16 protein-coding genes are annotated in these 26068 nt (G+C 29.6%); 7 read left to right on the top strand and 9 right to left on the bottom strand.

Annotated elements, in window-relative coordinates:
- Positions 1 to 21: 21 nt before the first annotated feature.
- The 5 genes from KO506_RS00065 to mdh all read right to left on the bottom strand — a co-directional run bounded on the left by KO506_RS00065 (position 22) and on the right by mdh (position 8310).
- Entirely contained in the window at positions 22 to 1140 is a 1119-nt protein-coding gene (locus KO506_RS00065) for an adenylate kinase (RefSeq protein WP_215992885.1), read from the bottom strand.
- A gap of 92 nt (positions 1141 to 1232) precedes the next feature.
- Positions 1233 to 4211 carry a protein translocase subunit SecDF gene (gene secDF, locus KO506_RS00070; protein ID WP_215992886.1) on the bottom strand — a complete coding sequence of 993 codons (2979 nt, stop codon included), beginning with the start codon at positions 4209 to 4211 and terminating at the stop codon, positions 1233 to 1235.
- Between the two features lie 155 nt (positions 4212 to 4366).
- The gene (locus KO506_RS00075) at positions 4367 to 5032 is read right to left on the bottom strand and encodes a hypothetical protein (protein WP_215992887.1); all 666 of its coding nucleotides are present in this window, start codon (positions 5030 to 5032) and stop codon (positions 4367 to 4369) included.
- A gap of 74 nt (positions 5033 to 5106) precedes the next feature.
- Positions 5107 to 7218: a DNA helicase RecQ gene (recQ, locus tag KO506_RS00080; RefSeq protein WP_215992888.1), complete on the bottom strand. Its 2112-nt coding sequence runs from the start codon at positions 7216 to 7218 to the stop codon at positions 5107 to 5109.
- Between the two features lie 165 nt (positions 7219 to 7383).
- A complete protein-coding gene (gene mdh, locus KO506_RS00085) occupies positions 7384 to 8310 on the bottom strand; it encodes a malate dehydrogenase (protein WP_215992889.1) in 927 nt (308 codons plus the stop codon).
- A gap of 251 nt (positions 8311 to 8561) precedes the next feature.
- On the opposite strand from mdh, the gene KO506_RS00090 reads away from it, so the two are divergent.
- Entirely contained in the window at positions 8562 to 9059 is a 498-nt protein-coding gene (locus KO506_RS00090; protein ID WP_215992890.1) for a hypothetical protein, read from the top strand.
- A 41-nt stretch (positions 9060 to 9100) separates the two neighbouring features.
- The gene (locus KO506_RS00095) at positions 9101 to 10102 is read left to right on the top strand and encodes a DUF6588 family protein (RefSeq protein ID WP_215992891.1); all 1002 of its coding nucleotides are present in this window, start codon (positions 9101 to 9103) and stop codon (positions 10100 to 10102) included.
- Positions 10103 to 10176: 74 nt separating this feature from the next.
- Here KO506_RS00095 and gyrB read toward each other — a convergent pair whose 3' ends face one another.
- Positions 10177 to 12114 carry a DNA topoisomerase (ATP-hydrolyzing) subunit B gene (gene gyrB / locus KO506_RS00100; protein ID WP_215992892.1) on the bottom strand — a complete coding sequence of 646 codons (1938 nt, stop codon included), beginning with the start codon at positions 12112 to 12114 and terminating at the stop codon, positions 10177 to 10179.
- A gap of 338 nt (positions 12115 to 12452) precedes the next feature.
- Here gyrB and KO506_RS00105 point away from each other — a divergent pair, with 338 nt between their 5' ends.
- The 3 genes from KO506_RS00105 (at position 12453) to KO506_RS00115 (ending at position 18237) form a co-directional block, all read left to right on the top strand.
- Complete coding sequence (locus KO506_RS00105; RefSeq protein WP_215992893.1) at positions 12453 to 13709, top strand: porin; 1257 nt, start codon at positions 12453 to 12455, stop codon at positions 13707 to 13709.
- 191 nt (positions 13710 to 13900) lie between these two features.
- Positions 13901 to 16405 carry a TonB-dependent receptor gene (locus tag KO506_RS00110; protein WP_215992894.1) on the top strand — a complete coding sequence of 835 codons (2505 nt, stop codon included), beginning with the start codon at positions 13901 to 13903 and terminating at the stop codon, positions 16403 to 16405.
- Positions 16406 to 16470: 65 nt separating this feature from the next.
- Positions 16471 to 18237: a glycerophosphodiester phosphodiesterase family protein gene (locus tag KO506_RS00115; RefSeq protein WP_215992895.1), complete on the top strand. Its 1767-nt coding sequence runs from the start codon at positions 16471 to 16473 to the stop codon at positions 18235 to 18237.
- Positions 18238 to 18346: 109 nt separating this feature from the next.
- Here the strand turns inward: KO506_RS00115 and gatB/aspS are convergent, their stop codons facing one another.
- The 3 genes from gatB/aspS to KO506_RS00130 are packed head-to-tail and all read right to left on the bottom strand — an operon-like array spanning position 18347 to position 23354.
- Entirely contained in the window at positions 18347 to 21682 is a 3336-nt protein-coding gene (gene gatB/aspS / locus KO506_RS00120; protein ID WP_215992896.1) for a bifunctional amidotransferase subunit GatB/aspartate--tRNA ligase AspS, read from the bottom strand.
- Entirely contained in the window at positions 21682 to 23082 is a 1401-nt protein-coding gene (locus tag KO506_RS00125) for an amidase family protein (protein WP_215992897.1), read from the bottom strand. Before KO506_RS00125 ends, gatB/aspS begins: the two co-directional genes overlap by 1 nt.
- 2 nt (positions 23083 to 23084) lie before the next feature.
- Positions 23085 to 23354 carry a hypothetical protein gene (locus KO506_RS00130; protein WP_215992898.1) on the bottom strand — a complete coding sequence of 90 codons (270 nt, stop codon included), beginning with the start codon at positions 23352 to 23354 and terminating at the stop codon, positions 23085 to 23087.
- Positions 23355 to 24015: 661 nt separating this feature from the next.
- Here KO506_RS00130 and KO506_RS00135 point away from each other — a divergent pair.
- Together KO506_RS00135 and KO506_RS00140 are read left to right on the top strand one after the other, a co-directional pair.
- Positions 24016 to 25407, top strand: coding sequence for an anthranilate synthase component I family protein (locus tag KO506_RS00135; RefSeq protein ID WP_215992899.1), 1392 nt, complete (start codon positions 24016 to 24018; stop codon positions 25405 to 25407).
- Between the two features lie 71 nt (positions 25408 to 25478).
- Positions 25479 to 26060, top strand: coding sequence for an anthranilate synthase component II (locus KO506_RS00140; protein ID WP_215992900.1), 582 nt, complete (start codon positions 25479 to 25481; stop codon positions 26058 to 26060).
- Positions 26061 to 26068: the final 8 nt, after the last annotated feature.

A 26068-nucleotide genomic window follows, 5' to 3' on the forward strand; every position in this document is an offset into this window, starting at 1 on the left:
ATTAAACTTTAAATCTAGAATTTACAGTGTATCAAATACTTCTGCAATTCTTTTGGTAATATCTTCTATAGAACCAACACCATCAATACCATAGTATTTGTTTTGTGCATCAAAATAATCTTTAAGAATGGCAGTTTTTGTGTTGTATTCGTTAAAACGATTTCTAATTTTGCTTTCATCAGTATCGTCTGTTCTACCACTTGTTTTTCCTCTTTCTAGTAAACGAGTTACTAAAACATCTTCTGGTACTTCTAAAGCAATCATAGCATTAATTTGCTCGCCTTTATCACCTAAAAAAGCATCTAAAGCATCTGCTTGAGATTGTGTTCTTGGAAAACCATCAAAAATAAAACCATTGGCATCTGCATTTTTTTCTACTTCTGCTTTTAGCATATTAATGGTAACTTCATCTGGCACTAAATCGCCTTCATCCATATATTTTTTGGCTAGTAAACCTAATTCAGTAGCGTTTTTAATATTGAAACGAAATACATCTCCTGTAGAAATGTGTACTAAATTGTACATTTCTTTTAAGAAGTTTGCTTGTGTTCCTTTTCCTGCTCCTGGAGGGCCAAATAATACGATGTTTTTCATTTTGGGTTTTGGTGTTAATTGATATATTTCTGGATAATTTCTTCCTATTCCATTGTAATCTAATCCATATCCAACAATAAATTTGTCTTCAATACTTTTACCTATATAATCTATTGGTAATTCTTTTCTAAACACATCTGGTTTAAAAAATAATGATACTATTTTTAATTTTTTAACATCTAGGTTTTTAAAGATATTATAAATTTCTTGTAGCGTGTTTCCTGTATCTATAATATCTTCTAGAATAATAACAGTTCTGCCTGTTAAATCTTCATTAATACCAACTAAATGTTTTACTGTATCTGTTGTTGATGTTCCTTGATAAGAGGCTAGTTTTACAAAAGATACTTCGCAATTACCATTAAATTCTCTAATAAAATCTGCAGCAAATAAAAAGCATCCATTTAAAATACCTACAAAAATAGGTACTTCGTCTTTTGGTAAATCGTCTTTTACTTGTTCTGCTAAATATTTTACAATAGCATTTATTTCATCTTTTTTGATGAAAGGTTTAAAGTATAAATCGTGAAGTTTTAAAATACTCATAAGAATGCAAATATAACAGATATATTTAATGAAAAAACCGTTTTTAATCTGATTTTCAGAGTTAAAAACGGTTTCTTTTATTTAAAAGAGAACTATTTCTTCTTTTCTTCTTTTTTAGTTGTATCGAACATTATTGGTGTTGCTACAAATAAAGATGAATATGTACCAACTGCTACACCTACAATTAAGGCAAACATAAATCCTTTAATAGAATCACCACCAAATAAGAAGATGGCTAACATTACTAATAATGTTGTTAAAGATGTATTTATAGTTCTACCTAATGTAGAGCTTAATGCTTTGTTTACAACTTCGCTGTATTTCCAATTAGGATATGAACCTGTAAATTCTCTAATTCTATCAAAAATAACTACGGTATCATTTAAGGAGTAACCAACTACTGTTAGTATGGCTGCAATAAATGATTGACCAATTTCCATATCAAAAGGCATAAAACTATAAGTAATAGAGAAAACACCTAATACAATTAAAACATCATGGAAAACTGCAATTACAGCTCCTATAGAGAAAGATACTTTTCTAAAACGTAATAAGATGTATAAGAAAACTACTAATAAAGATCCAAAAACTGCATATAAAGCTGATGTTTTAATATCATCTGCAATAGTTGGTTCTACTTTCATATAACTCATAACGCCTGCACCTTCTTTTTCGAAACCAGGTTTAAAGTTTTCGTAAGTTGTGTCTCCTAAATAAGGTTTTAAACCAGTAAATAAAGCGTTTTGTACTTGATCATCTACTTCTGTACCTTCTTCATCAATTTTATAAACTGTTGTTATTTTAAGTTGATTAGACTCACCATAAGTTTTTACTTCTGGTGCTGTACCAAAAGCATCTTTTAAAGTACTTGAAACTTCAGTAGCATTCATGTCTTGATTAAAACGAACAACATAAGAACGACCACCTTTAAAATCTACACCTTGTTTTAAACCAATAGAGAATATAGAAATAATACCAGCAATAATAATACCACCAGAAATAATGTAAGCAATCTTACGTTTCTTTAAGAACTCTACATTTATATTTTGGAACCATCCTTTAGAAATAGAAGTATTAAATGTTAATACAGAACCTTTATTTACTGCTCCATCAATTAATAAACGAGTAATAAATACAGCTGTAAATAATGATGTTGCAATACCAATCATTAATGTTAATGCAAAACCTTTAATTGGTCCTGTACCAAAAATATATAAAATAATACCTGTTAAAAAAGTAGTAATATTTGCATCAATAATTGCAGATAATGCTCCTTTAAAACTAAATCCTTCTTCTACAGATTGTTTTAAACCTTTCTTTTTGAATAATCCTTCTTTAATTCTTTCAAATATAATTACGTTGGCATCTACAGACATACCAATTGTTAAAATAATACCAGCAATACCAGGTAAAGTTAACACAGCATTAAAAGATGCTAAAATACCGAAGATGAATAAAATATTTACAATTAAAGCAACATCTGCAAAAGCACCAGCTTTACCATAATATAAAATCATCCAAAGTAAAACTAAAACAATAGCTAAACCAAATGATAGGAAACTTGCATTAATAGCTTCTTGTCCTAAAGATGGCCCAACAACTTCTGCTTGAATAATTCTTGCAGCAGCAGGTAATTTACCAGCTTTTAATACTGTAGAAATATCCTCTGCTTCTGCAACAGTCATTGTTCCTCCAGAAATAGAAGTTCTACCACCAGTAATTGCCTGGTTTACAGAAGGTGCAGTGTATACGTAGTCATCTAATACAACAGCAACAAAATTACCTACATTATCAGCAGTCATTTTTGCCCATTGTTTAGTTCCAGAACTATTCATAGTCATAGAAACTTCTGGCTTGTTTAATTGATCAAATACTTGACCAGCATCTAAAATAACATCACCTTCAATAGTTGGTTTGTCATTTCTGTTACCTTTAATGGCGTATAAACCAATTAATTCAGTTGTACCATCTGCACTTGTGTTAGATTTATAATCCCATAAAAATTTTGCATATTTAATTTCATTAGGTAATAATGCTCTAATTTCTTTTTTAGATAATAAATCGTTTACAGTAGCTGTATCTAAAACACTAGCATAAGCAACTGTAGAATTTAATTGTTGTTGAGATTGCGCAAAATTTGGCATTAAGTAAGTAAATAAATTCTTCTGAACTTTAGTAGAATCTGATTCTTCACCTAATAAATCATCAATATCATCTTTTTTAGTTGTATCTTTTTCTTGCTCTAAAACAGAATCATCTTTTAGCATTTCTGCTACTTTAGCATTTGCAGTAAAGAAAAAGTTTTGTACTTCTGCATTAGTATATACACCCCAAAACTGTAATTCAGCTTTACTTGTGATTAACTTTGTAACACGCTCAATATCTTTAGCTCCTGGTAATTCAATTTGAATTCTACCAGAATTTCCAATTCTTTGAATGTTTGGTTGTGTAACACCAAATTTATCAATTCTACTTCTTAAAACTTCGAAAGCAGTACCAATAGAACTATTAATTTCTTCTTGTAAAGTTTCTCTTACAGTAATGTTTGCTTCATCAAAAGAAATTTTATCACTTAAAGCTTTTGTACCAAAAATAGAAGGATCACTTAATTTTGTTGTTCCTGCAACTTTTTCAAATTCTTCGAAAAATAAATCTAAGTAATTTAAGTTACTACTTTTTTGTCTAACATCTGCAGCTTCTAAAGCAGTGTTAAATGCTTCGTTTTTAGAGTCATTAGCTAAGCTTTTTAAAACTTCTTTTACAGATACTTGTAAAATTGCATTAATACCACCTTTTAAATCAAGACCAAGATTCATTTCTTTGTCTTTTACATCATTATAAGAGTATTCTGCTATTCCTAAATCTATAATGTCTTTGTTGGCAACACTATCTAAATATTTTCTTTCGTAACTTGCTTTTTGTCTAGCATCATCACTATCAACAGCTTTGTTGTTAGAGTAAGTTACAGCATCATCTTCAACTTTATTAGCTAAAAATGTGAATGATAGTTGATACAAACTCACTAATCCGAAAAGAATAGCGAATAATTTAATTAATCCTTTATTTTGCATTTGATATAGTTTTAGTCAAAAATTTTTAAAACGAGCAAATATAGATAACTTCTCGAACTTTTTGACATTTAATTATGTTTATTGATTTGTTTTCAGAAGATTGCGAAATCGCGTCATTCTGAGGTAGATATTTTAAAATTATCTACTTAAATTGTTTAAGATAAGTAATAAAAAGGGCCAGCTCTAACTTCTGGTATGTTGTGGGAAGTACTATTTTTTACTATAAATAATTGTTTGTAAAATCTAGATTTTGATTTATAAACAGTATTGGCTTCAATTAATAATATTTTTTCTGATGAAGCATAATTTTGTTGATTTGTGTATCGATCTGAATCATATTTGATTTCTATAATAGAATTACCATCAAAATTTGATGAATCTGCCTCATTTTCTAATTCATAAACATCAAAATTAAATTTAGATTTTTTTTCTGATGGATATTTTTTTTGGTTTTGTTTGTTAGATGATTCTCTAACAGCAATTTCATTTTTTTGAGAAAGTGCTTCTTTAATATAAGAAACTTGGTCTGAACTGTAATATGAAATTTTTAACCTACCATTTTTAGCTTCTTGAATTTTAATATTTGATGCGCCAGCAGTAGTTAAGCGATTTTTTATATCGGCTAATGTAAATTCCTTTTCAGAATCATTTATTTTAGAATTATTAAACTCTAAAACAATTTCTTGATTGGGTACAGGAATATTTTCGTGGAAAGTACCAAGAAAAGTAAATAAAACTAAAAGTGCACTAAAGTACCATTTTGGGTTCATGCGCCAAATATATAAAAAAAGATTGCTTTTTGTAGAAGTATAAAACTTCAAATTTAACAATAACAGTTTTTTTGCTTAAAAAGTAATATAAAACTGATAATCAATAAGTACAGAAAGCAATAAAATTACTCTTTTTTTAGAATTAAAGTTATGCTGATTCTAATTTGGCTGTAAGAAACTTCTTCGTTAAGTTTTTCGTAAATGGGTTTTAATTCCATTTTTTGATTAAATTGATTAAAAACGGTTCGAACTTTATCAATAATATCTTGTGTAACATATTTTTCAAGTTCAATGTTTTTGCCTTCTGTATATAGTTGAGATAAATGAGAAAAAATAGTAGTTACAGATAATTCTCTTTTTTCTGCAATTTCTTTTGGATTTAAGCCTTGTTTATAAAGATCTAAAGTTTTTTGAGTTGTAGGTGTTTTACGTGGTTTTTCCACATTTTTAAATTGGCGAATTAGATGCATAAAATCTTCACCATATTTTTCCATTTTATTTATACCTACTCCAGAAATGGCCAAAAATTCATTTTCTGATGTTGGTAATTCACTTGCCATTAATTTTAATGTTTTATCATTAAAAACAATGTAGGCAGGCATATTTTCTTCTTTAGATATAGAATGCCTTAATTTTTTTAGGGCTGTAAATAAATCGTTATTTACATCACCTATAATGGTCGCTTTTACTATTTTTTGTTTCTTCTTTTTATCATTTGGGCTAATAGGCGTTGTTAATCTAATCTTTTTTTCGCCTTTTAAAACTTGCCAACCAATGGGTGTTATTTTTAAAGCAGAGTTTTCTGCATACATTATTTCTATCAAACCTTGGTTTGCCATTTGAATTATATAATCTCTCCAATCGAAAAAAGAAACATCTTTTCCTATTCCGTAAGTTTTTAGATTAAAATATTGTTTTGAGTGTATATCTGCATTATTACTACCTCTTAAAACATTAATTAGCATTGTAATTCCGTCTTTTTCTTTCATTCTAGCAATTCCAGAAAGTGCCTTTTGCGATAAAATAGTACCATCAAAATCTTGTGGTGGATTTTCACAAACATCGCAATTGCCACAATTTTGAGTAAGATGTTCTCCAAAATAAGACAATAATATTTTTCTTCTACAAGATTTTGCTTCTGCAAATTGCAACATTCTATTTAACTTTTCTTTTTGCATTGCAGTGTTTGCACCTTCATCTGCAAATTGGCTGTACAATACAAAATCTCTCATATTGTAATAAAGTAGGGTTTCTGAAGGTAAACCATCTCTACCTGCTCTTCCAATTTCTTGATAATAACCTTCAAGATTTTTAGGTAAATTGTAATGAATTACAAAACGAACATTAGATTTATCTATGCCCATACCAAAAGCAATAGTTGCAACAATTATTTTTGTATCATCATTTATAAAATCAGTTTGTGTTTTTTCTCTTTCTTCGTTACTCATTCCTGCATGATAAAAAGCCACAGAATGCCCTTCTTTTTGAAGGTAGTTAGCTACTTCTTCTGTGTTTTTTCTGCTTAAACAATAAATAATACCACTTTCATTTTTTCTCCTTTTTATAAAGTTGATAATTTCTTGTAATTTTTTCTTTTTAGTAACTTGTCCTCTTACTTCAATACTCAAGTTTTTTCTATCGAAAGAAGAGATAAATAATTTTGAATTATTTAAACCTAATTGTGCTTCAATATCTTTTCTAGCAGATTTATCTGCTGTAGCAGTTAAAGCCATAAAAGGTACATTGGCTAACGAGTTTCTAAATACTTTTAGTTGAGTATACTCTGGTCTAAAATCATGACCCCACATACTTACACAATGCGCTTCATCTATAGCAACTAATTTTATGTTTAATTGTTTAAGCCAAGAATTACTTACTGATATTAGTTTTTCTGGGGATAAATATAAGAGTTGTAAATCGCCATTAATTGCTTTGTTGATGACGTTGTTTTCTTCTTCAACAGAAATAGAGCTGTTAAAGAAATCTGCCTTAATTCCGTTTGATTTTAAGGCTTGTACTTGGTCTTTCATCAATGAAATTAATGGCGAAACTACAATAGTTATACCGTTAAAAAGTAAGGCAGGGATTTGAAAACACATCGATTTTCCTCCTCCAGTTGGCATTAAAACAAAACTATCTTTACCTTCTAAAGTTCTGTTGATAATTTCCTCTTGCAGAGGACGAAAATTATCATAACCGAATATTTTTTTTAAAATAGTGTTTGTTTGGTTTGTCATCTTTTAGCAATTACTTTACAAAAATACATACTTTACATTGCTAAATAAAAATTAGAATTATAATAATGGATTATCTAAAAAAGAGAATCTAATTTTGAAATAGATGCAACAAAAAATCCAGCTCATTGAGCTGGATTTTTATAAGTCATAAAAAAAGACTTTATATTATAATTCTAATAAACCATTAGTTTTAGAAACACCTGCAGCAGATTCTTCTAAATGTGCTTTTTCAGCATCACTTAAACTAATTTCTACAATACTTTCTATACCATCTTTACCTAAAACAACTGGTACACCAATACATAAATCATTTAAACCAAATTCACCTTCTAATAAAGAAGAACATGGGAATATTTTTTTAGTATCGCAAGCAATAGCTTGTACCATACCAGAAACTGCAGCACCTGGAGCATACCAAGCAGAAGTACCTAATAAACCAGTTAAAGTAGCGCCACCAACTTTAGTATCTTGTTTAACTTGTTCTAATCTTTCTTCAGAAATAAATTCTGAAACAGGTACAGAGTTACGAGTAGCTAATCTTGTTAAAGGAACCATCCCTTTATCTGAGTGACCACCAATAACCATACCATCAACATCAGAAATAGGCGCACCTAAAGCTTCTGCTAATCTATATTTAAAACGAGCAGAATCTAAAGCACCACCCATACCAATAATTCTGTTTTTTGGTAAACCTGTAGTTTTATGAACTAAATACGTCATAGTATCCATAGGGTTAGAAACCACAATAATTATTGTATTAGGAGAATGTTCGATTAAGCTAGAAGAAACAGTTTTTACGATTCCTGCGTTAATACCAATTAATTCTTCTCTAGTCATACCTGGTTTTCTAGGAATACCAGAAGTAATTACACAAACATCAGAATTTGCAGTTTTTGTATAATCGCTTGTGCTTCCAGTGATTTTAGTATCAAAACCGTTTAAAGAAGCTGTTTGCATTAAATCCATTGCTTTACCTTCTGCAAAACCTTCTTTAATGTCTAAAATTACTACTTCAGAAGCAAAATTTTTGATTGCAATGTATTCTGCACAACTTGCACCTACTGCACCTGCACCAACAACTGTAACTTTCATATAAATATTTTTAAAATTTGTTAAATAAATCTAATCACAAAAATACAATATTCTGAATGTTTTATTGTGATATATGTCATAAAAAAAGTTACGAATTTTATTGATTTTATCTATAAATTGGAAAGAATATTACGAGTTTATGTGTAAAAGTTGTATCAATTGTATTGAATCTTGTATGAATTGTAAATAATACCTACATTATTTTTCTATATTTGTTAAACAACATTTAATAACTTATAAATAAAAAAATCATGAAAAAATTTAAAATTATTCAAACAATGCTAGTACTTTTTGTAGCTTTTACATTTAGTAATTGTGAAGAAGATGGAGAAATACAATTTATTGTAATAGATGAATTTGAGAGTAATGCTGTGGTTACAGGATTAAACACTGCAACTTCATTTGAAACTTCTAATTCTACTAATATTCAAGATTTATTAGACAATGCAAGTGAATTTGTTGAAGCAGAAATTGAAAAAGTTACATTAACCTTAGAAGATGATTTTTCTGGAGAAGCGATTACAGGTAATTTTGATTTAACAGTAGGGCCTATTAATATAAATCAAACTCTAACTTTAACTAAAGGAGAAGGTGTAGAAGTAATTATACCTACAAACGCATCAAGTATTTTATCAGTAGTTAATGCTGGTGTTTTTCCTTATGTAATTAAAGCTGATTTTACTCAAACACCTGCAGATGATAATTTTACTATCAATTTAAAATTTAAAATTAAAGCTACTGTACAGTAAAGTGCAATAACTTATCTAAAATTAACTAAACTATAAACTATATGAAAAAAGTATTTTTATTTTTATTTACTGCATTTACGTTAACTTCATATTCACAAATTGAATTAGAATCTATTTTAGAAGGTGGTGTTGCAGATGCAAGAGCTTTATTACAAGGATATGTAGAACCTTTTCCTACAGGTTTTGGAAATGGAATTAATGGAGGTTGGTATTCAACTGCAAAAACTCACAAATTATTTGGATTTGATATTGCTGTAATTGCAAATGGTGCTTCTGTGCCTTCTTCAGCAGAAACTTTTACTTTTAATAATGCAGATTATTCTAACATTAAATTAGAAGATTCTAGTATTTCTTCTGCAGAATTACCAACATTATTTGGGTCTCAAAAGTTAGATGATAGACCTTTACTAACATTTACAGATGACACAGGTAATTCTATTTCTACGTCATCTTTACCAGGTTCAGGTTTAAAAGAAGCTATTGGGTACAATGTGGTTCCTTCTGCAATGTTGCAAGCTGGTATTGGTTTGTTTAAAAATACAGATTTAATAATAAGATACATTCCAGAGCAAAATGATACAGATTATCAATTTTCAACATTTGGTTTTGGTATTAAACACGATTTAAAGCAATGGATCCCTTTCGTTAAACGTTTACCTTTTGATGTTTCTGCTTTAGTTGGATGGAATGATGTAAAATCTAAATTCTTTATAGATCCAGAAGATCAACCATCTCAAGCATTAGAGTTTAATACAAAGACTTTTATCTTTCAAGTTTTGGCATCTAAAAAACTTTCGATTTTCACTATTTATGGTGGTGTAGGTACAACAAACTATAAAACAGATGTTAATATGTTAGGTTCTTACACAACATCAGCTTCTAATACTACTTATACAGATCCAATTAGTTTAAAATATGATGGTAGCTCTATGAAAGCTAATTTAGGTTTAAGTATAAAATTATTATTCTTAAATATTGCAGCTGAATATGCAACACAAGAGTATGATGTATTTTCATTGAGAGCAGGTTTTAGTATCAGATAAAAATAGAATATAGAAAACAAAAAAAAGGTGTAAGAATTTTCTTACACCTTTTTTGTTTATTTACCTTTTAGGTATTATGCGTCTATATTCGCATATTTTGCATTTCTTTCTATAAAATCTCTACGAGGAGGAACTTCATCTCCCATTAGCATAGAGAATACTCTATCTGCTTCTGTAGCGTTGTCGATAACTACTTTACGTAAAGTTCTAAATTCAGGATTCATAGTTGTATCCCAAAGTTGTTCTGCATTCATCTCTCCAAGACCTTTATATCTTTGAATGTTAACACCACCACCTAATTTTTGAGCAATTAAATCACGTTGGTTATCATCCCAAGCATATTCTCTTTTTTGTCCTTTTTTAACTAAATATAAAGGTGGAGTAGCAATGTAAATGTAACCTTGCTCTACCATTTCTCTCATATATCTAAAGAAGAAAGTTAAAATTAAGGTAGCAATGTGAGAACCATCAACATCGGCATCACACATAATAACTACTTTATGATAACGTACTTTAGTTAAGTTTAAAGCTCTTGGATCTTCTTCTGTACCAATAGAAACACCTAAAGCAGTAAACATGTTTTTAATCTCTTCGTTTTCAAAAACTTTATGTTGCATTGCTTTTTCAACATTCAAGATTTTTCCACGAAGTGGAAGAATTGCTTGGAAGTTTCTGTCTCTACCTTGTTTTGCTGTTCCACCTGCAGAATCTCCCTCAACTAAAAATATTTCACATTGAGCTGGATCTGTTTCTGAACAGTCAGATAATTTACCAGGTAAACCACCAATAGACATTACTGTTTTACGTTGCACCATTTCTCGTGCTTTACGTGCAGCGTGTCTTGCAGTTGCAGCTAAAATTACTTTTTGTACAATAGTTTTAGCATCAATTGGGTTTTCTTCTAAATAATCAGATAACATTTCTGAAACTGCTTGAGATACAGCAGAGGTAACTTCTCTGTTACCAAGTTTCGTTTTTGTCTGTCCTTCAAATTGTGGTTCTGAAACTTTTACAGAAACAATTGCTGTTAAACCTTCTCTAAAATCATCACCAGCAATATCAAACTTTACATTTTTTAATAATCCAGATTCATCTGCATACTTTTTTAAAGTACCTGTTAAACCACGTCTAAACCCAGATAAATGTGTTCCTCCTTCGTGCGTATTAATATTATTTACATAAGAGTGTAAATTTTCTGCATAAGAAGTGTTGTAAACCATAGCAACTTCTACAGGAATTCCGTTTTTTTCGCCTTCCATAGAAATTACGTTTGCAATCAACTGCTCACGTGTAGAATCTAAATATTGAATGAATTCTGGCAAACCTTTATCAGAATGAAAAGTTTCTGAGATAAAATTACCTTCATCATCAGAATTTCTTTTGTCAGTTAAAGTAATAGTGATTCCTTTATTTAAATACGCTAATTCACGCATTCTAGTTGCTAGAGTTTCGTAATTGTATTCTGTAGTTTGTTGAAAAATAGATTTATCTGGTAAAAAAGTAACTATGGTACCTGTAAAATCAGTTTCTCCAATTGTTTTTACTGGATATAAAGTTTTTCCTTTTTCGTATTCTTGTTGCCAAACTTTACCTTCTTTATGAACTGTAGCTGTTAAATGATCTGATAATGCATTAACACAACTTACCCCAACACCATGTAAACCACCAGAAACCTTATAAGAATCTTTATCGAATTTACCACCTGCACCAATTTTGGTCATTACAACCTGTAATGCAGAAACACCTTCTTTTTTGTGTAAACCTACTGGGATTCCACGTCCATTATCTTTGGTAGTTATAGAGTTGTCTTCATTAATTGTAACATTAATAGTGTCACAATAACCACCCATTGCTTCATCAATAGAGTTATCTACAACTTCATATACTAAATGATGTAAACCACGCACTCCAACATCACCAATATACATTGAAGGACGCATTCTTACGTGCTCCATACCTTCTAATGCCTGAATACTGGAGGCATCATAATTATGCTTTTTTTCTTCGCTCATTATCTGTCTAAATTTTCTATTATTTGATTGTTGATTGTAAAAAATACAACCTATCAAATATAAGGAAAAACATAAGTTTTAAAAGTTTTTTATTGATAAAAGTCTGAATTGTTGATAAGTTTAAAAGTGTCTTAAAACCTCTAAAAAGTGTTTTAAATTAGATTTCAGTGTTTTTTGATGAGTCTCTTTTTTACAGAAAACTCAAAGTTCTTTAATTTAAATGTTTTAAGGTTTTTCTAAAACTAGAATGCAGTCTAAAAAGTTCTTTAGATATGATTAATGTCACATTTTATAAGGAAAGTTCATTCTAATTTTGTCTTATAAATGAGCAATAAAAAATGAAGGTAATTATAAAATGTTTGATGTTAATTGTACTTTTTTCTACAATTAATTTAAGAGGACAAGAAAAAGAAAAATTTACACCTAAAATTAAATGGAATTTAACTACTCAGATTTGGTTTAGGTATTCTGATTTAAATGAGGGGTCTTTAATAAATGGAGAAACTACAAATAGTTATTTAGATGTTTCTTTAAGACGATTACGTATTCCTATTTCATCTCAAGTAACTCCAAAATTGTTTTTATATTCAATATTTGGAGGTAATAATTATAATTTTCAAGATCGTAGTTTTCCTATTGAAATTTTAGATTTATATGCAGAGTATTCTTTCAGTAAAAAGCTTGAAGTAGGTTTTGGTAAATCTGGTTGGCAAGGTTTAAGTAGATATAATGTGCGTTCTAGTAAATCTTTAATGGGATTAGATTCACCTTTATTTGTATTAACAACTGTAAATAAAAACGATCATATAGGTCGTTCATTAGGTATTTGGGCTAAAGGACAAATTAGTAAAATAGATTATAGAATTTCTTTTAGTAGACCAACTTTGGTAACAAGTGTGCCAAATGGAAAAGTAGATTTTGCAAATAATAGACCAAGAATAAGAACATCTTCTTATGTAAAATATCAATTTTTAAATCACGAATCTAATAAGTCAGCTTATTTACCTGGTACATATGTTAAAGGAAAAAAAGTGTTTAATATTGGTGCTGGTTTTCAATATCAAGAAAAAAGTATGAGTGATGGTGATGCATTGTTAACAAATACTAATTTGTATGATATGAAACATTGGGCAGTAGATTCTTTTTTAAACCTTCCTATATCTAATGGAGATGCATTTACTGGCTATTTAGGTTATTTTGATTATGATTTTGGAAAGGATTATATTAGAAATATTGGAGCAAATAATCCAACAACTGGAGGAGGTGCAGATTTTAATGGGGCAGGAGTTACATTTCCGATGATTGGTACAGGAACAACATTGTACTTGCAATTAGGTTATGCTTTTAAAGAAACAAAGGTTTTAAATTACCCAATAGTTATTCAGCCAAATATTGCTATACAGAGTTCTAATTGGGATGCTTTAAATGAGCAAATGACAGTTTACGATTTTACACTAAACTTTTTATTGAATGGAACTCATAATAATAAGTTGAGTTTGGGTTACCAACATCGCCCTGTTTTTGATGCTACTACAATGCAACAAAAAAATTATAAAGGAATGGCAGTTTTACAATATCAAGTGTCATTACATTAAAAAGATTTTTAAATTCGAAAAATTATCATTAATAAGAGTTAAATAAACTATTAATATTAGGTAAAACTTTTACCAAAAATTAACAATATGTAATAAAATAAGTAACTCTAAGATTACAATAAGCTAACAAGTTTCTAAAACCGCAGGTATAAATTTGAACTTTATAACAATTCATAAAATTCAAAAATACAATGCGTTTAAAATTTTTATTTATAGTATCAATAATTTTTTTGGGTATACTTAGTATTAATGCTCAAAATTCGAATACGTTAAAAGGTGTAGTTACTACTGAACAAGGAGAGCCAATTATGGGGGCTAGTATTTTTCTAAAAGGCTTATCTATTGGAACAACTACAGATTTTGATGGTGCATTTTTATTAGAAAATATACCAAATAAAACCTACACTATTCAAGTGTCTTATGTTGGGTACAATACAATTACAAAAGAAATTGTAATTAATAAACCAGTATCTGTGCAGAACTTTGTGTTAAAAGAAAGTTCTTATATGTTAGAGGGTGTTGTGGTAACATCTCAAAAAAGAGAACAAAAAAATAAAGATGTACCTATTGCAATTACATCTTATGGAACAGATTTTTTAGAAAATCAAGGAACTTTTGAATATGATGCTTTATCAGAATACGTGCCAGGTTTTCAAGTTCAAATTCAGAGTGTAAATAACCCAGGTATTGTGGTTAGAGGAATTACAAGTGATAGTGGAGATTCTAGAGTAGAGCCAAGAGTTTCTATTTTTCAAGACGGAGTTTCTATTAGTAAATCAAGAGGTTCTGTTGTTGAGTTGTTCGATATAGAACGTGTAGAAGTTTTAAAAGGACCACAAGGAACATTGTTTGGTAGAGGAGCTCAAATAGGTGCAATGCATATCATTCAAAATAAAGCAAAAAACGAAACTTCTGGTTCTGTAAAATTAGGATATGGAAATTTTAATCAATTTTTAGCAACAGGGCATTTTAATACGCCTTTAGTAGATGATAAATTATTTTTTAGAGCTGCTGCAATTTACAATGGTAGAGATGGTTTTATTGAAAATTTATCAGGTGGAGATTTGAATGGAAAAGAAACAGTTGCATTTAGAACTTCTTTTAAATATTTATTAAGTGATAATACAAGTTTAGATGTTATTGCAAATTGGCAAAAAGACACACCTCCAGGTACTTCTTTTAAAAGCGGAACTTATGCGCCTTTAGGTGGAGATACAAATCCTAATACTTTTGCAGATTTAGAAAGAGGAGAAGAATTAGGTTTAGATAGAACAGTTTGGGGTGTAACAGCAATTTTAAAACATAGTTTTAATGATGTTTGGGATTTAACCTCAACAACTGCATACAGAAAATTCGATTCTAATGAAGCTTTTGATGCAGATGGGACTGTAGCTCCAGCTTTATTCTTCAATGAAATATCAATTGGTAAACAATTCAGTCAAGAATTTAGATTTAATTTTGATAATGATGATAAATTCAGAGGTTTTTTTGGAGCTAATTTCTTCTACGAAGATGGTTCGCAAAGTGTGCCTTGGGAATATGATGAGAGAAGTGTGGCAATGTTACTTTTAAATCCTGCAAATCTTGTTGTAAACGGATTGCCTATTTTATTGCCAAATATTCCTAACGATCCAGCTACATTTGGTGCAATTGCTGGTGCTCCATTAAGTGCTTTTAACAAGGAAACGTATACAAATTTTGGAGAAAATTATTCAGGTGATGTTTTTATTGATGCGTCTTATGATGTTACTGATAAATTATCATTTACCTTAGGTTTAAGAGCAACTATAGAAAATATTAATGCAGCTTACGAAGTAGAAGATACTGAAACACCATCTTTTTTAGGTTATTTATCAGGTAATTTTCCAAACACATTATTTGCGTCAACCAATGGAAAAATATCGGCTAGTGAAAACTTTTTATCAGCTGTAGGACGTTTTGCTGTTAACTATGATGTTAACGAAAACATTACATTATTTGGTACAACTTCTAGAGGAAGAAGACCTAATGTTATCAATGTAACTGCAACAGAAACCAATGTTTTATCAGATGAAATTGTTTGGTCTTATGAGGTAGGTGCAAAATCTTTATTTTTAGACAATAGATTACAGTTTGATGTAAATGCTTACGTGTACGATTATTCTAACTTTCAAACATCAGTGGCTAAATTAGAAAACGGAGTGTTAACAGCTACAACAGAAGATAGTGGTAATGCAAGTTCTTTTGGCTTTGAAGTTGCTTTGCAATATGCTTTTTCTAAAACATCTAGTTTCTTTGCAAATTATGGGTATATAGATGCTTCTTTTGATGATGTAGATTCTGATGGAAATGCGCAAGAATTAGCAGGTAATACTTTTAGATTAACTCCAGAGAATTCTTTTTCAGCAGGTTTTAATATCAATTTAGAAGTCAATAATAAATTAGATTACTTTTTTAGACCTACATATACTTATAAATCTAAAGTATTTTTTGAAGAAACTAACTTACCAGAAATTTCGCAAGATGCTTATGGTTTGTTAAACTTTAGAACAGGTTTAGTTGTTGATAAAAATTATGAAATTAACTTTTATATGACCAATGTTTTAGACAAAGAATTTATTGTTGATGCAGGTAATACTGGTGGTGCATTTGGCATTCCAACTTTTATTGCAGGTGCTCCTAGATTTTTTGGTGTTCAAGTAAAAGCAAAATTTTAATAGTAAGATAAAAAGAATTAAAAGCTGACTAATTAGATTTAGTCAGTTTTTTAAATTGAATACCTATGCAAAGAACATTTTTAATTTCAGTTTTATTATTTGCTATTCATTTGGCAGTTTTTGGACAAGAAGTAAAATCGATAAAAACAATAGAAAGTATTGTGAATGCTAAAGAAAAAAGCATTTTAAATATCAAACCAAATAATCAAGCAAAAATTATTTGGGCAGATAATTTTAATCAAAAACAAACGGAAATTGCGTTTGTGTATTTACATGGTTTTGGAGCAAGCAGCAGAGAAGGAGAACCAATTATGAGCCAGCTTTCTAAAAAATACAATGCCAATGTTTACATGTCTCGTTTAAAAGAACATGGAATTAAGAGAGAAGATAGTTTTAAACATTTAACACCAGAAAACTATTTAGCATCAGCAAAAGAAGCATTGTTAATTGGTAAAATTATCGGAAAAAAAATAATTTTAGTAAGTACCTCTACTGGTGGTTCTTTAAGTTTAAAATTAGCATCAGAAGATAATTCAATTGCAGGTTTAATTATGTATTCGCCTTTTATAGATCTTAAAAATCCGGCTTTTAAAATGATTGTTACACCAGAAGGTAAAGCAGGGTTTATAAAAATGAACAAAGGGAGTGAAATTATGAAACAAGAAAGACCAGCAGAAGAAGCGAAATTTTGGTCTACAATTTATCATATAGATGGTTACGAAGCTTTAATTAAGATGATTGTATCTACTATGAAACCCGAAACTTTTTCTAAAGTAAAAGTGCCTGCATTTGTTGGGTATTATTACAAAAATGAGCAAGAACAAGATCAAGTAGTTTCTGTACCTGCCATGTTAAAAATGTTTGATGATTTAGGAACATCAACAGAAAAAAAAGTAAAAATTGCTTTTCCAGAAACTGGGAATCATGTAATTGGTTGCGATTTAAGATCTAAAGATTGGCAAAGTGTTTACAAAGAAACTGTTCAATTTATTGACGATGTAATTTTAGAAAAAAAGCAACAATATAATTTTGATCTTCAAGGACATAGAGGTGCTAGAGGTTTATCACCAGAAAATACGCTTCAAGCTTTTAAAAAAGCATTAGACATAAACGTAAATACAATTGAGTTAGATGTTGTAATTAGTAAAGATGATAAAGTGGTAGTATCTCATGAACCTTATTTAAATGCTGAAATTGTTTTAGATGCTAAAGGCGAAAGAATTACCAAAGAAGAAGGTTTGGCATTTAATTTCTATAAAAATAATTATAATAACATAAAAAAATACGATGTAGGTTCTTTAGGTAATGCAAAGTTTCCTGAGCAAGAAAAGAGTATTGCTTACAAACCTTTGTTATCTGAAGTGATTAATTATGTAGAAAATATAAATTCAGAAGTTTTTTATAATATAGAAATTAAAAGTACTCCAAATGATGAGAAAAAAGGGTATCAACCATCCGTAAAAGATTTTTCTGATTTGGTTATTGCGCAATTAAAAAAAACGAAATTACCAGTAAAACGAATCACTTTACAAAGTTTTGATCCAAGAGTTCTTGAGTATATTCATAAAACATATCCAGAATATAGATTGGCGTTTTTAACTTACCAAAATGATGCAAAAACGAATCTAAAAATATTAAGTTTTGTGCCTCAGATTTACAGTCCATATTACATTTTAGTAAACAAAAATGAAGTTGATGCAATACATCAGCAAAATATGAAAGTAATTCCTTGGACAGTTAATAAAAAAGAAGATATGATAAATTTACTTAAAATGGGTGTTGATGGTATTATTACAGATTATCCTAATATCGCAGTTCCTTTAAGAAAGTAATAAAAAAGTAATTATTCTTAAAATAGTTATATTGTTTGTGTTGTTAATAAAAGAAAATCCTGCGTAAAGCAGGATTTTTTTTGTTTATTAATTCGATAAAATTATTAATCTATCTCATAATTTTCACATTCATTTCTTCTACTTTTTTATCAGAAAGAATTGATGGAGCATTAAATAATAAATCTTCTGATGTTCCAGTTTTAGGGAAAGCCATTACTTCTCTAATAGAAGCTTTTTTCTCTAAAATCATCATTAAACGATCTACTCCCCAAGCAATTCCTCCATGAGGAGGTGCACCATATTGAAACGCTTTGTACATTGTTCCAACACTTTTTATCATTTCTTCTTTGTTGTAACCCATCTTTTTATAGGTTGCTTCTAGAATTTCTGCTTTATGTGCACGCACAGAACCTCCACCAATTTCGTAACCATTTAAGATTAAATCGTATTGTTGCGCTATGATTGTTCCAATTTCATCATCTTTACCATTCATGTGTTTTTCTAAATCGTAAACAGCTGGCATTGAGAAAGGATTGTGTGTAAACGTCCATCTGCCTTCATCCGTTTTTTCAAACATCGGAAAATCTACAACCCAAGCAGGTCTTAATTCCTTAGGATTTATCAATTTTAAGATTCTTCCCATTTCTTGACGAACAGCATCTAAAGCTTTGTTTGCGGTTGCATAATCAGCAGCAGAGAAAAATACAATATCACCAATTTGAGCATCTGTAGCTTTTATGATATTTGCAGCAATTTCTTCACCTAAAAACTTAATAATTGGCGATTGTAAATCATTTTCATTTACAATAATGTAAGCCAAACCACCTAAACCATTTTGTTGCGCAATTGCAGTCAAGTTTTCAATTTGACCTTTAGACATACGTTTGTTTCCTTGTTCTTCCGCAGAAACTTTTATACATTTTACAATTCCACCTTCATCTATAGGTTTACTAAATACTTGAAAAGTAGTGTCTTTAACTATGTCTGTAATATCTTGCATTTCTAAACCATAACGTAAATCTGGTCTATCACAACCATATTTATCCATAGCTTCTTTGTAAGTAATCACTTCAAAAGGACGTAAAATCCATTTTTTACCATAGATTTTCTTCACTATTTCATTAAACATTTTGGTGTTTAAATCGATAATCTGTTGCATACTTGCATATGCCATTTCAATATCTAACTGTGTAAATTCTGGCTGACGATCTCCTCTAGAATCTTCATCTCTAAAACAACGTGCAATTTGGAAGTATTTCTCAAATCCACCAACCATCAACATTTGCTTAAATTGTTGAGGTGCTTGTGGTAACGTATAAAAAGAACCTGCTTGTTTTCTTGTTGGGACAATAAATTCTCTTGCACCTTCGTCTGTACCTGCAGTTAAAATCGGTGTTTCTATTTCTAAAAACTCTTCTTCATCTAAAATATCACGCAGTAATTTAATTACTTTATGTCTGTTTACAATTGCCTTGCGAACTTCATCATTTCTATGATCTAAAAACTTGTATTGAAAACGAACATTTTCATTGGTTTTCATGGCTCTTTTTATTTCAAAAGGCAAAGTTTTAGATAGGTTTAAAATTTCTAATGCAGAAGTTTCAAGTTCTATTTTACCAGTTCTTAAACCTGCATTATAATCATCTTCTCTTCTTTGAACTACAACACCAGTAACCATAATTACAGTTTCTGGTTTTAATTTTACCAATTCATCTAAATTCGGGAAAGTTTCTCTACTTAAACGAACCTGAAAAACTTGATAACTAGAATCACGTAAATCGATAAAAATTAATTCTCCATGATCTCTAACACTAGAAACCCAACCAGATAATGTTACTTCTGCATTGATAGAATCATCAGATAATTCTGATATTTTATGGGTTCTATATTCATCTTTTATGATGATAGGAGTTTCTTTTAATTCCTCTTCAACTTTAGATTTTGATTTGTCTTTGTTAGTTTCAGTTTTAGAAATTTTTACAGTTTCAGAACTCTGAACTTTTGACCCTGAACTTTTAACTTGAGATAAAATTTCTTCACGAATCACTTTTCCTGAAGCTCCTTTACCAATAATTTTGATGACTTTACCAACTAAAATTCCAGCTTTACCCTGATTTCCGTTTTTGATGTCGTTGGCAATTGCTTCGTTTTCAGATATTACTTTAGATACAGCATCCTTAATTTTATCTTCAGAAATGGTGTTGTCTTCAAAATATTTATTGTAATCGAAAGTTCTATCTTTTAAATATCTTGTAATTCCATTTTGAACTAAAACAGACGTAATTTTATCTGCTTTAAATAATTGAAAAATTTCAATTAACTGATCTACATTATGAATATTGGCATATTCATCAGCAGCAATATTATTTACCAAAGTTTTAGCTACAAAAGACGGATCTTTTATCACGTTATTAATAGCAATAAAAGTTTCAGAACGCAATGAATCTGCAGTAAAAAACTTAGCATCTTGTGGTAAAACACCTCCTTTTATCAAAATAGATTCAACTGCAAAAGGTAAAGAACTAACATCAACATCTATACTTTCTACAACATTTTTAATACTTACAAAAGGTAAATCTGGTTCAGAAATAAAACGATAATCCGCTTCAAACTCCTTTTTACGCATTGTTTTAGTTTGCTTTAAATCTGCATCAAACAATACTGTAGTTTGGTCTGGTCTAAATTCTTTGTGCTCTATATAATAGTTTAATTGCTTTTCAACTTCTTCTTTTAAAGCTTCAATCATAAACTTAAATGAGTTCAAGTTTTTGATTTCTGTACGTGGATTTAAGTTATAGCTGTGTTTTTTTCTAAGTGATACAGAAACATCAGATTTAAATTCACCTTTCTCCAAATTTGCTTCGGATATTTTTAAATTTTGAACAATTCTCTGAATATATTGTGCATACGTAGATGCATCTTCAATGTGTCTGATACAAGGTTCAGTTACAATTTCAATTAAAGGTACACCAGCTTTGTTAAAATCGACTAAAGAAACTTTCTTTTCATGCATCAATTTTGCAGCATCTTCCTCAATGTGAACTTGCGTTAAATTCACAGTAAATTGAGATCCATCATTTCTGAAACAAGAAACTTGTCCATCAGGAATTACAGGGTTATGAAACTGTGTAATCTGTATATTTTTAGGATTATCTGGATATTCGTAATGTTTACGATCCCAAGAAATTACTTCGTTTTCAAAAGTTGATTTTACAGCTTTACCAAAATAAATTGCTTTGGTAATTGCTTCTTTATTTATAGATGGTAAAACACCCATTTGCCCAGTACAAACTGAACATATATTTGTGTTTGGCTGTGCAGATTCTGTATTTGCACAAGAGCAAAACAACTTGGTTTTTGTGTTTAAACGAACGTGAGTTTCTAAACCTATTACTAGTTCTAAATCGTATTTTTTTAATAAATCATTTAATTTCTCTAGCTCCATTATATTAAATCATTTAAGAAATTAGCGAATTGTAAAACCAAAGCATCATTGTTTTTTGCTGCAGAAATTTGCAAACCTGTTGCAGTTCCTTTTGGTATTGTTAACGTTGGTAATTGACCTAAACTAAAACCTACTGTATAAGCATCAGATAAATACATTGCTAGAGGATCGTTTAAGCTGTCTCCAATTTTAGGAGGTGTATTTGGTGTTACTGGCGACAAAATGATATCAACTTCTTTAAAGTCTTTTTCAAAATTATCAGAAATTTGATCTCTTAGGTTTAAGCCTTTTAAGTAAATCTCATCAGAAAAACCTTGAGACAAAACTTGATTACCACCAACAATTCTTCTTTTAGATTCTTGAGAGAAGTTTTCTGAACGAGTAATAGAATAGGTGTCTTTTAAATTATCACCTTCAATTCTTGCTCCATAATTTGTACCATCTAATCTTGAAAGGTTAGAAGCAGTTTCAGCCATTGCTAAAGTATAGTATGTAGAAACTAAAGTATCAGATTCAAAGAAATCAAGTTCTTTAACTTCAATTCCTTTTGTTTTTATTTTTTCTATGGATGCTAAAAAATCTGCTTTTACTTGGGCATCAATAGCATCACTTTCTATAAAGTTTTTAAAATAACCAATGGTTTTTATTTCATCAGTATTTAAAATAGTTTCTTCGGATATTTTTTCTGATTGATAAGTAGTTTGATCTTTTATGTCTTTACCACTCATTACATTTAAAACGATTCTAATATCTTCAATTGATTTTGCAATTGGCCCAACACAATCTGTAGAAGATGCGTATGCCATAATTCCAAAACGAGAAATTCTACCATAAGTTGGTTTTAATCCGAAGACATTATTGTAACCTGCTGGCTGACGAATAGAACCTCCAGTATCTCCACCAATAGAAAAAACGGTATAATCTTTGGCAACATTTACAGCAGAACCTCCACTTGAACCTCCAGAAACTAAATCTGAATTAATGGCATTTTTTACAGCACCAAAAATGGTGTTTTCAGATGACGATCCATGTCCAAAACTATCGCAATTTTCTTTAACTAAAGGAATTGCACCTGCATCTAATAATTTCTGAATTGCAGTAGCTGTGTAAGCCGATTTATAATTTTTTAGTAAATCAGAACTTGCTGTGGTGTAAGTTCCTTGTACCATATAAACATCTTTAATTCCGAAAGGTATTCCTTCTAAAAGTCCAATTTCTTGTCCGCTTTCAATTTTAGCATCAACTTTAGCAGCCAATTCCAAGGCCATTTTATCTAATAAAGAATTTACAGAATTGTATGCGTTAGATTTTAGTAAATCTAATTTGTCTTGTACTAACTTTGTACAAGTAAATTCTTTGGCCATCAATTGTTGATGGATTTTGTGTATTTGCGATTTCATATTTATTCTTCAATCACTTTAGAAACAACTAAATAGCCGTTTTTTTCTTTAGGGAAATTTTCAATAATTATTTTTTTCTCTTCTTTTGGGCTGTCTATTACAACATCCTCTCTCAAATCATCTAGAGAAACAGCATTATTATGATTATTCTTAAAAGAATTGTTATTCGTTAAATTGGCATTTTTAATTACCTCAAATAATTTATTTACAGCTTCAGATGGCTGAGCTCCTTTAATACTAGACAATATGTCTACTGTCATAATTTTACTCATCTTAATATTGCTTTTAATTAAAAAGTAAAGCCTTCCGAAATCGGAAGGCTTTATTTATATATTTCTAAACAACAACCTTCCAATCCTAAAAATTAGGATTATTAAAATTATTATTGTTGTTATTATTCATAATCATTATTAATTGGTGGCAAATATATATAGAATTGTTGTGTCTGCCACGTTAATTAATTAGTTTTTAAAAGAAAACACCAATAATTTATAAGATAAATCATTGGTGTAGACATTAATTCAGTAAATTCAAATCAAACACGTTGTTTGGAGTTACAAATTTAAGTTTTTTGTTTGGTATTGTAAATAGATTTCATTTAACCTGTTATAATATTTAATTAAAATGATTATTAACATATGTAAATGTAAGTACGAAAACGATTTATTGAATTTTTCTTTTAAAAAGTCTAATTAAGAGAAAAAAAGATAAAATAAAATTTGTGCAAAAAGAAATAGCTCTTTACATTTGTAATTCAGTATGAAGAAAATAATAAACAATACTTGGTGGTGGAACTCTCTTATCTAATAAGTGAGAACTAATCCTATATGTATAAAATATAAAAAAAGGCTTATCTCACGATAAGCCTTTTTTTATGCTGAATTTATATCAGCATAAAAAATAAAAAGATCCTGAATCTATTTCAGCATAAAAATGAAAAAAATACAGTTTAAAACCATTCACAAAACTAAAATTGCAGATACAATAACTCCTGTAGGTTTGTATTTACGTTTTAGAGATAAATATGCAAATACACTTTTGCTAGAAAGTTCAGATTATCATAGTAAAGACGAAAGTTTTACGTTTATAGCTATTGAGCCTGTGGTTTCTATAAAAGCAGAAAATCATTATTTAAGTTTTTCTCATAATGGAGTTGAATTAGAAAATCAAGAAATTGGTAGAAACTTCAATACTATTTTCGAAAATTATAGTAAATCAATCGCTTTAGATTGCCCAGCAGAATTAAAATCATTTAACGGTTTGTATGGTTATACAACTTATGATTCTGTTCAGTATTTTGAAAATATTGAATTATCTGTTGCTGATGCTCCTTCTGCAATTCCTCTATTACAATATAGTTTTTACAGGTTTATTATTGCTATCAATCATTTTAATGATGAAATGACATTGATAGAAAATATTGAAGAAGGCACTGAATCAAGAATAAAGGAAATTCAGACAATTATAGATGCACAAACTTTTAATACTCAAAAGTTTGATATTGTTGGTGATGAGACATCAAATGTAAAAGGAGAAGAATTTATTGATTATGTAAAAAAAGCAAAATCTCATTGTAAAAGAGGAGATGTTTTTCAACTTGTTTTATCTCGCCAATTTCAACAAAAATTTAAAGGTGATGAATTTAATGTATACAGAGCATTGCGTTCTATAAATCCATCTCCATATTTATTTTATTTTGATTATGGTTCTTTTAAATTAATGGGATCTTCACCAGAAGCACAAATTAAAATTTCTGCAGGTAAAGCAACTATCAATCCAATTGCAGGTACCTTTAGAAGAACTGGTGATATGGCAAAAGATATTCTATTGGGTAAAAAATTATCCGCAGATAAAAAAGAAACTGCAGAACACGTAATGTTGGTAGATTTAGCACGAAACGATTTAAGTAAACACGCAGATAAGGTAGAAGTTGAGGTTTTTAAAGAAGTACAGTATTTTAGTCATGTAATTCATTTAGTTTCTACAGTTTCTGGTCAATTAAAAGGAAATCCGATAGAAATTGTGGGTGATACTTTTCCTGCAGGAACTTTAAGTGGAGCACCAAAATACAAAGCAATGCAGTTAATTGATAAATACGAGAATCAATCCAGAGGTTTTTATGGTGGAGCAGTTGGTATTATTGGTCTTGATGGTTCTGTAAATTTAGCGATTGCAATTCGTAGTTTTGTAAGTAAAAACAAGACTTTATATTACCAAGCAGGAGCAGGAATCGTAATTCATTCTGATGAAGAAAAAGAATTACAAGAAGTAAATAATAAATTAGCAGCGTTAAAAAAAGCGTTGATTTTAGCGGAAAATATTTAAAGAATGCTTTTAGTTATTTGCTATTAGCTTTTAGCTAATTGCCAAAAGCCAAAAGCCAAAAGCTTTTTAAAATGAAAATATTAATTTTAGATAATTACGATTCGTTTACCTATAACTTAGTTCATATGGTAGAAAAAATTACAGGAAAATTTCCTGCGGTTTTTAGAAACGATGAAATCAGTATTGCAGATGTAGGAAACTACGATATAATTATGTTATCACCAGGACCTGGAATTCCTGATGAAGCAGGAATCTTAAAAGAGGTAATTAAAACCTACGCAGGTGTTAAACCAATTTTTGGAGTGTGTTTAGGCTTACAAGCAATTATAGAAGTTTTTGGAGGAACAATTATCAATTTAGAAGATGTTTTTCATGGGGTTGCTACAGAAATGAGAGTTGTAAATACAGAAGCAGAAATTTTTAAAGATGTTCCTGAAACATTTTTTGCAGCACGTTACCATTCTTGGGCTGCAACAGATATAGATTTTCCTCCTGAGTTGGTAGTAACTGCAAGAGATGAAGATGGATTAATTCAAGCAATTGAACATAAGCGTTTTAATATTTCTGCTGTTCAATTCCATCCAGAATCTATTTTAACAGATGTTGGGGAGCAATTGGTAACTAATTTTATCAATGCAAATAGCCCATCCTAATTTTACCA

The sequence above is a fragment of the Polaribacter vadi genome (assembly GCF_018861005.1).
In the GTDB taxonomy this organism is placed as follows: Bacteria; Bacteroidota; Bacteroidia; order Flavobacteriales; family Flavobacteriaceae; genus Polaribacter; species Polaribacter vadi_A.

Excerpts from the sequence above, each read along its gene's own strand:
- KO506_RS00065 (WP_215992885.1), bottom strand. The coding sequence starts at position 1,140 with ATGAGTATTTTAAAACTTCACGATTTATACTTTAAACCTTTCATCAAA.
- secDF (WP_215992886.1), bottom strand. The coding sequence starts at position 4,211 with ATGCAAAATAAAGGATTAATTAAATTATTCGCTATTCTTTTCGGATTA.
- recQ (WP_215992888.1), bottom strand. The coding sequence starts at position 7,218 with ATGACAAACCAAACAAACACTATTTTAAAAAAAATATTCGGTTATGAT.
- mdh (WP_215992889.1), bottom strand. The coding sequence starts at position 8,310 with ATGAAAGTTACAGTTGTTGGTGCAGGTGCAGTAGGTGCAAGTTGTGCA.
- KO506_RS00090 (WP_215992890.1), top strand. The coding sequence starts at position 8,562 with ATGAAAAAATTTAAAATTATTCAAACAATGCTAGTACTTTTTGTAGCT.
- KO506_RS00095 (WP_215992891.1), top strand. The coding sequence starts at position 9,101 with ATGAAAAAAGTATTTTTATTTTTATTTACTGCATTTACGTTAACTTCA.
- gyrB (WP_215992892.1), bottom strand. The coding sequence starts at position 12,114 with ATGAGCGAAGAAAAAAAGCATAATTATGATGCCTCCAGTATTCAGGCA.
- KO506_RS00105 (WP_215992893.1), top strand. The coding sequence starts at position 12,453 with ATGAAGGTAATTATAAAATGTTTGATGTTAATTGTACTTTTTTCTACA.
- KO506_RS00110 (WP_215992894.1), top strand. The coding sequence starts at position 13,901 with ATGCGTTTAAAATTTTTATTTATAGTATCAATAATTTTTTTGGGTATA.
- KO506_RS00115 (WP_215992895.1), top strand. The coding sequence starts at position 16,471 with ATGCAAAGAACATTTTTAATTTCAGTTTTATTATTTGCTATTCATTTG.
- gatB/aspS (WP_215992896.1), bottom strand. The coding sequence starts at position 21,682 with ATGGAGCTAGAGAAATTAAATGATTTATTAAAAAAATACGATTTAGAA.
- KO506_RS00125 (WP_215992897.1), bottom strand. The coding sequence starts at position 23,082 with ATGAAATCGCAAATACACAAAATCCATCAACAATTGATGGCCAAAGAA.
- KO506_RS00130 (WP_215992898.1), bottom strand. The coding sequence starts at position 23,354 with ATGAGTAAAATTATGACAGTAGACATATTGTCTAGTATTAAAGGAGCT.
- KO506_RS00135 (WP_215992899.1), top strand. The coding sequence starts at position 24,016 with ATGAAAAAAATACAGTTTAAAACCATTCACAAAACTAAAATTGCAGAT.
- KO506_RS00140 (WP_215992900.1), top strand. The coding sequence starts at position 25,479 with ATGAAAATATTAATTTTAGATAATTACGATTCGTTTACCTATAACTTA.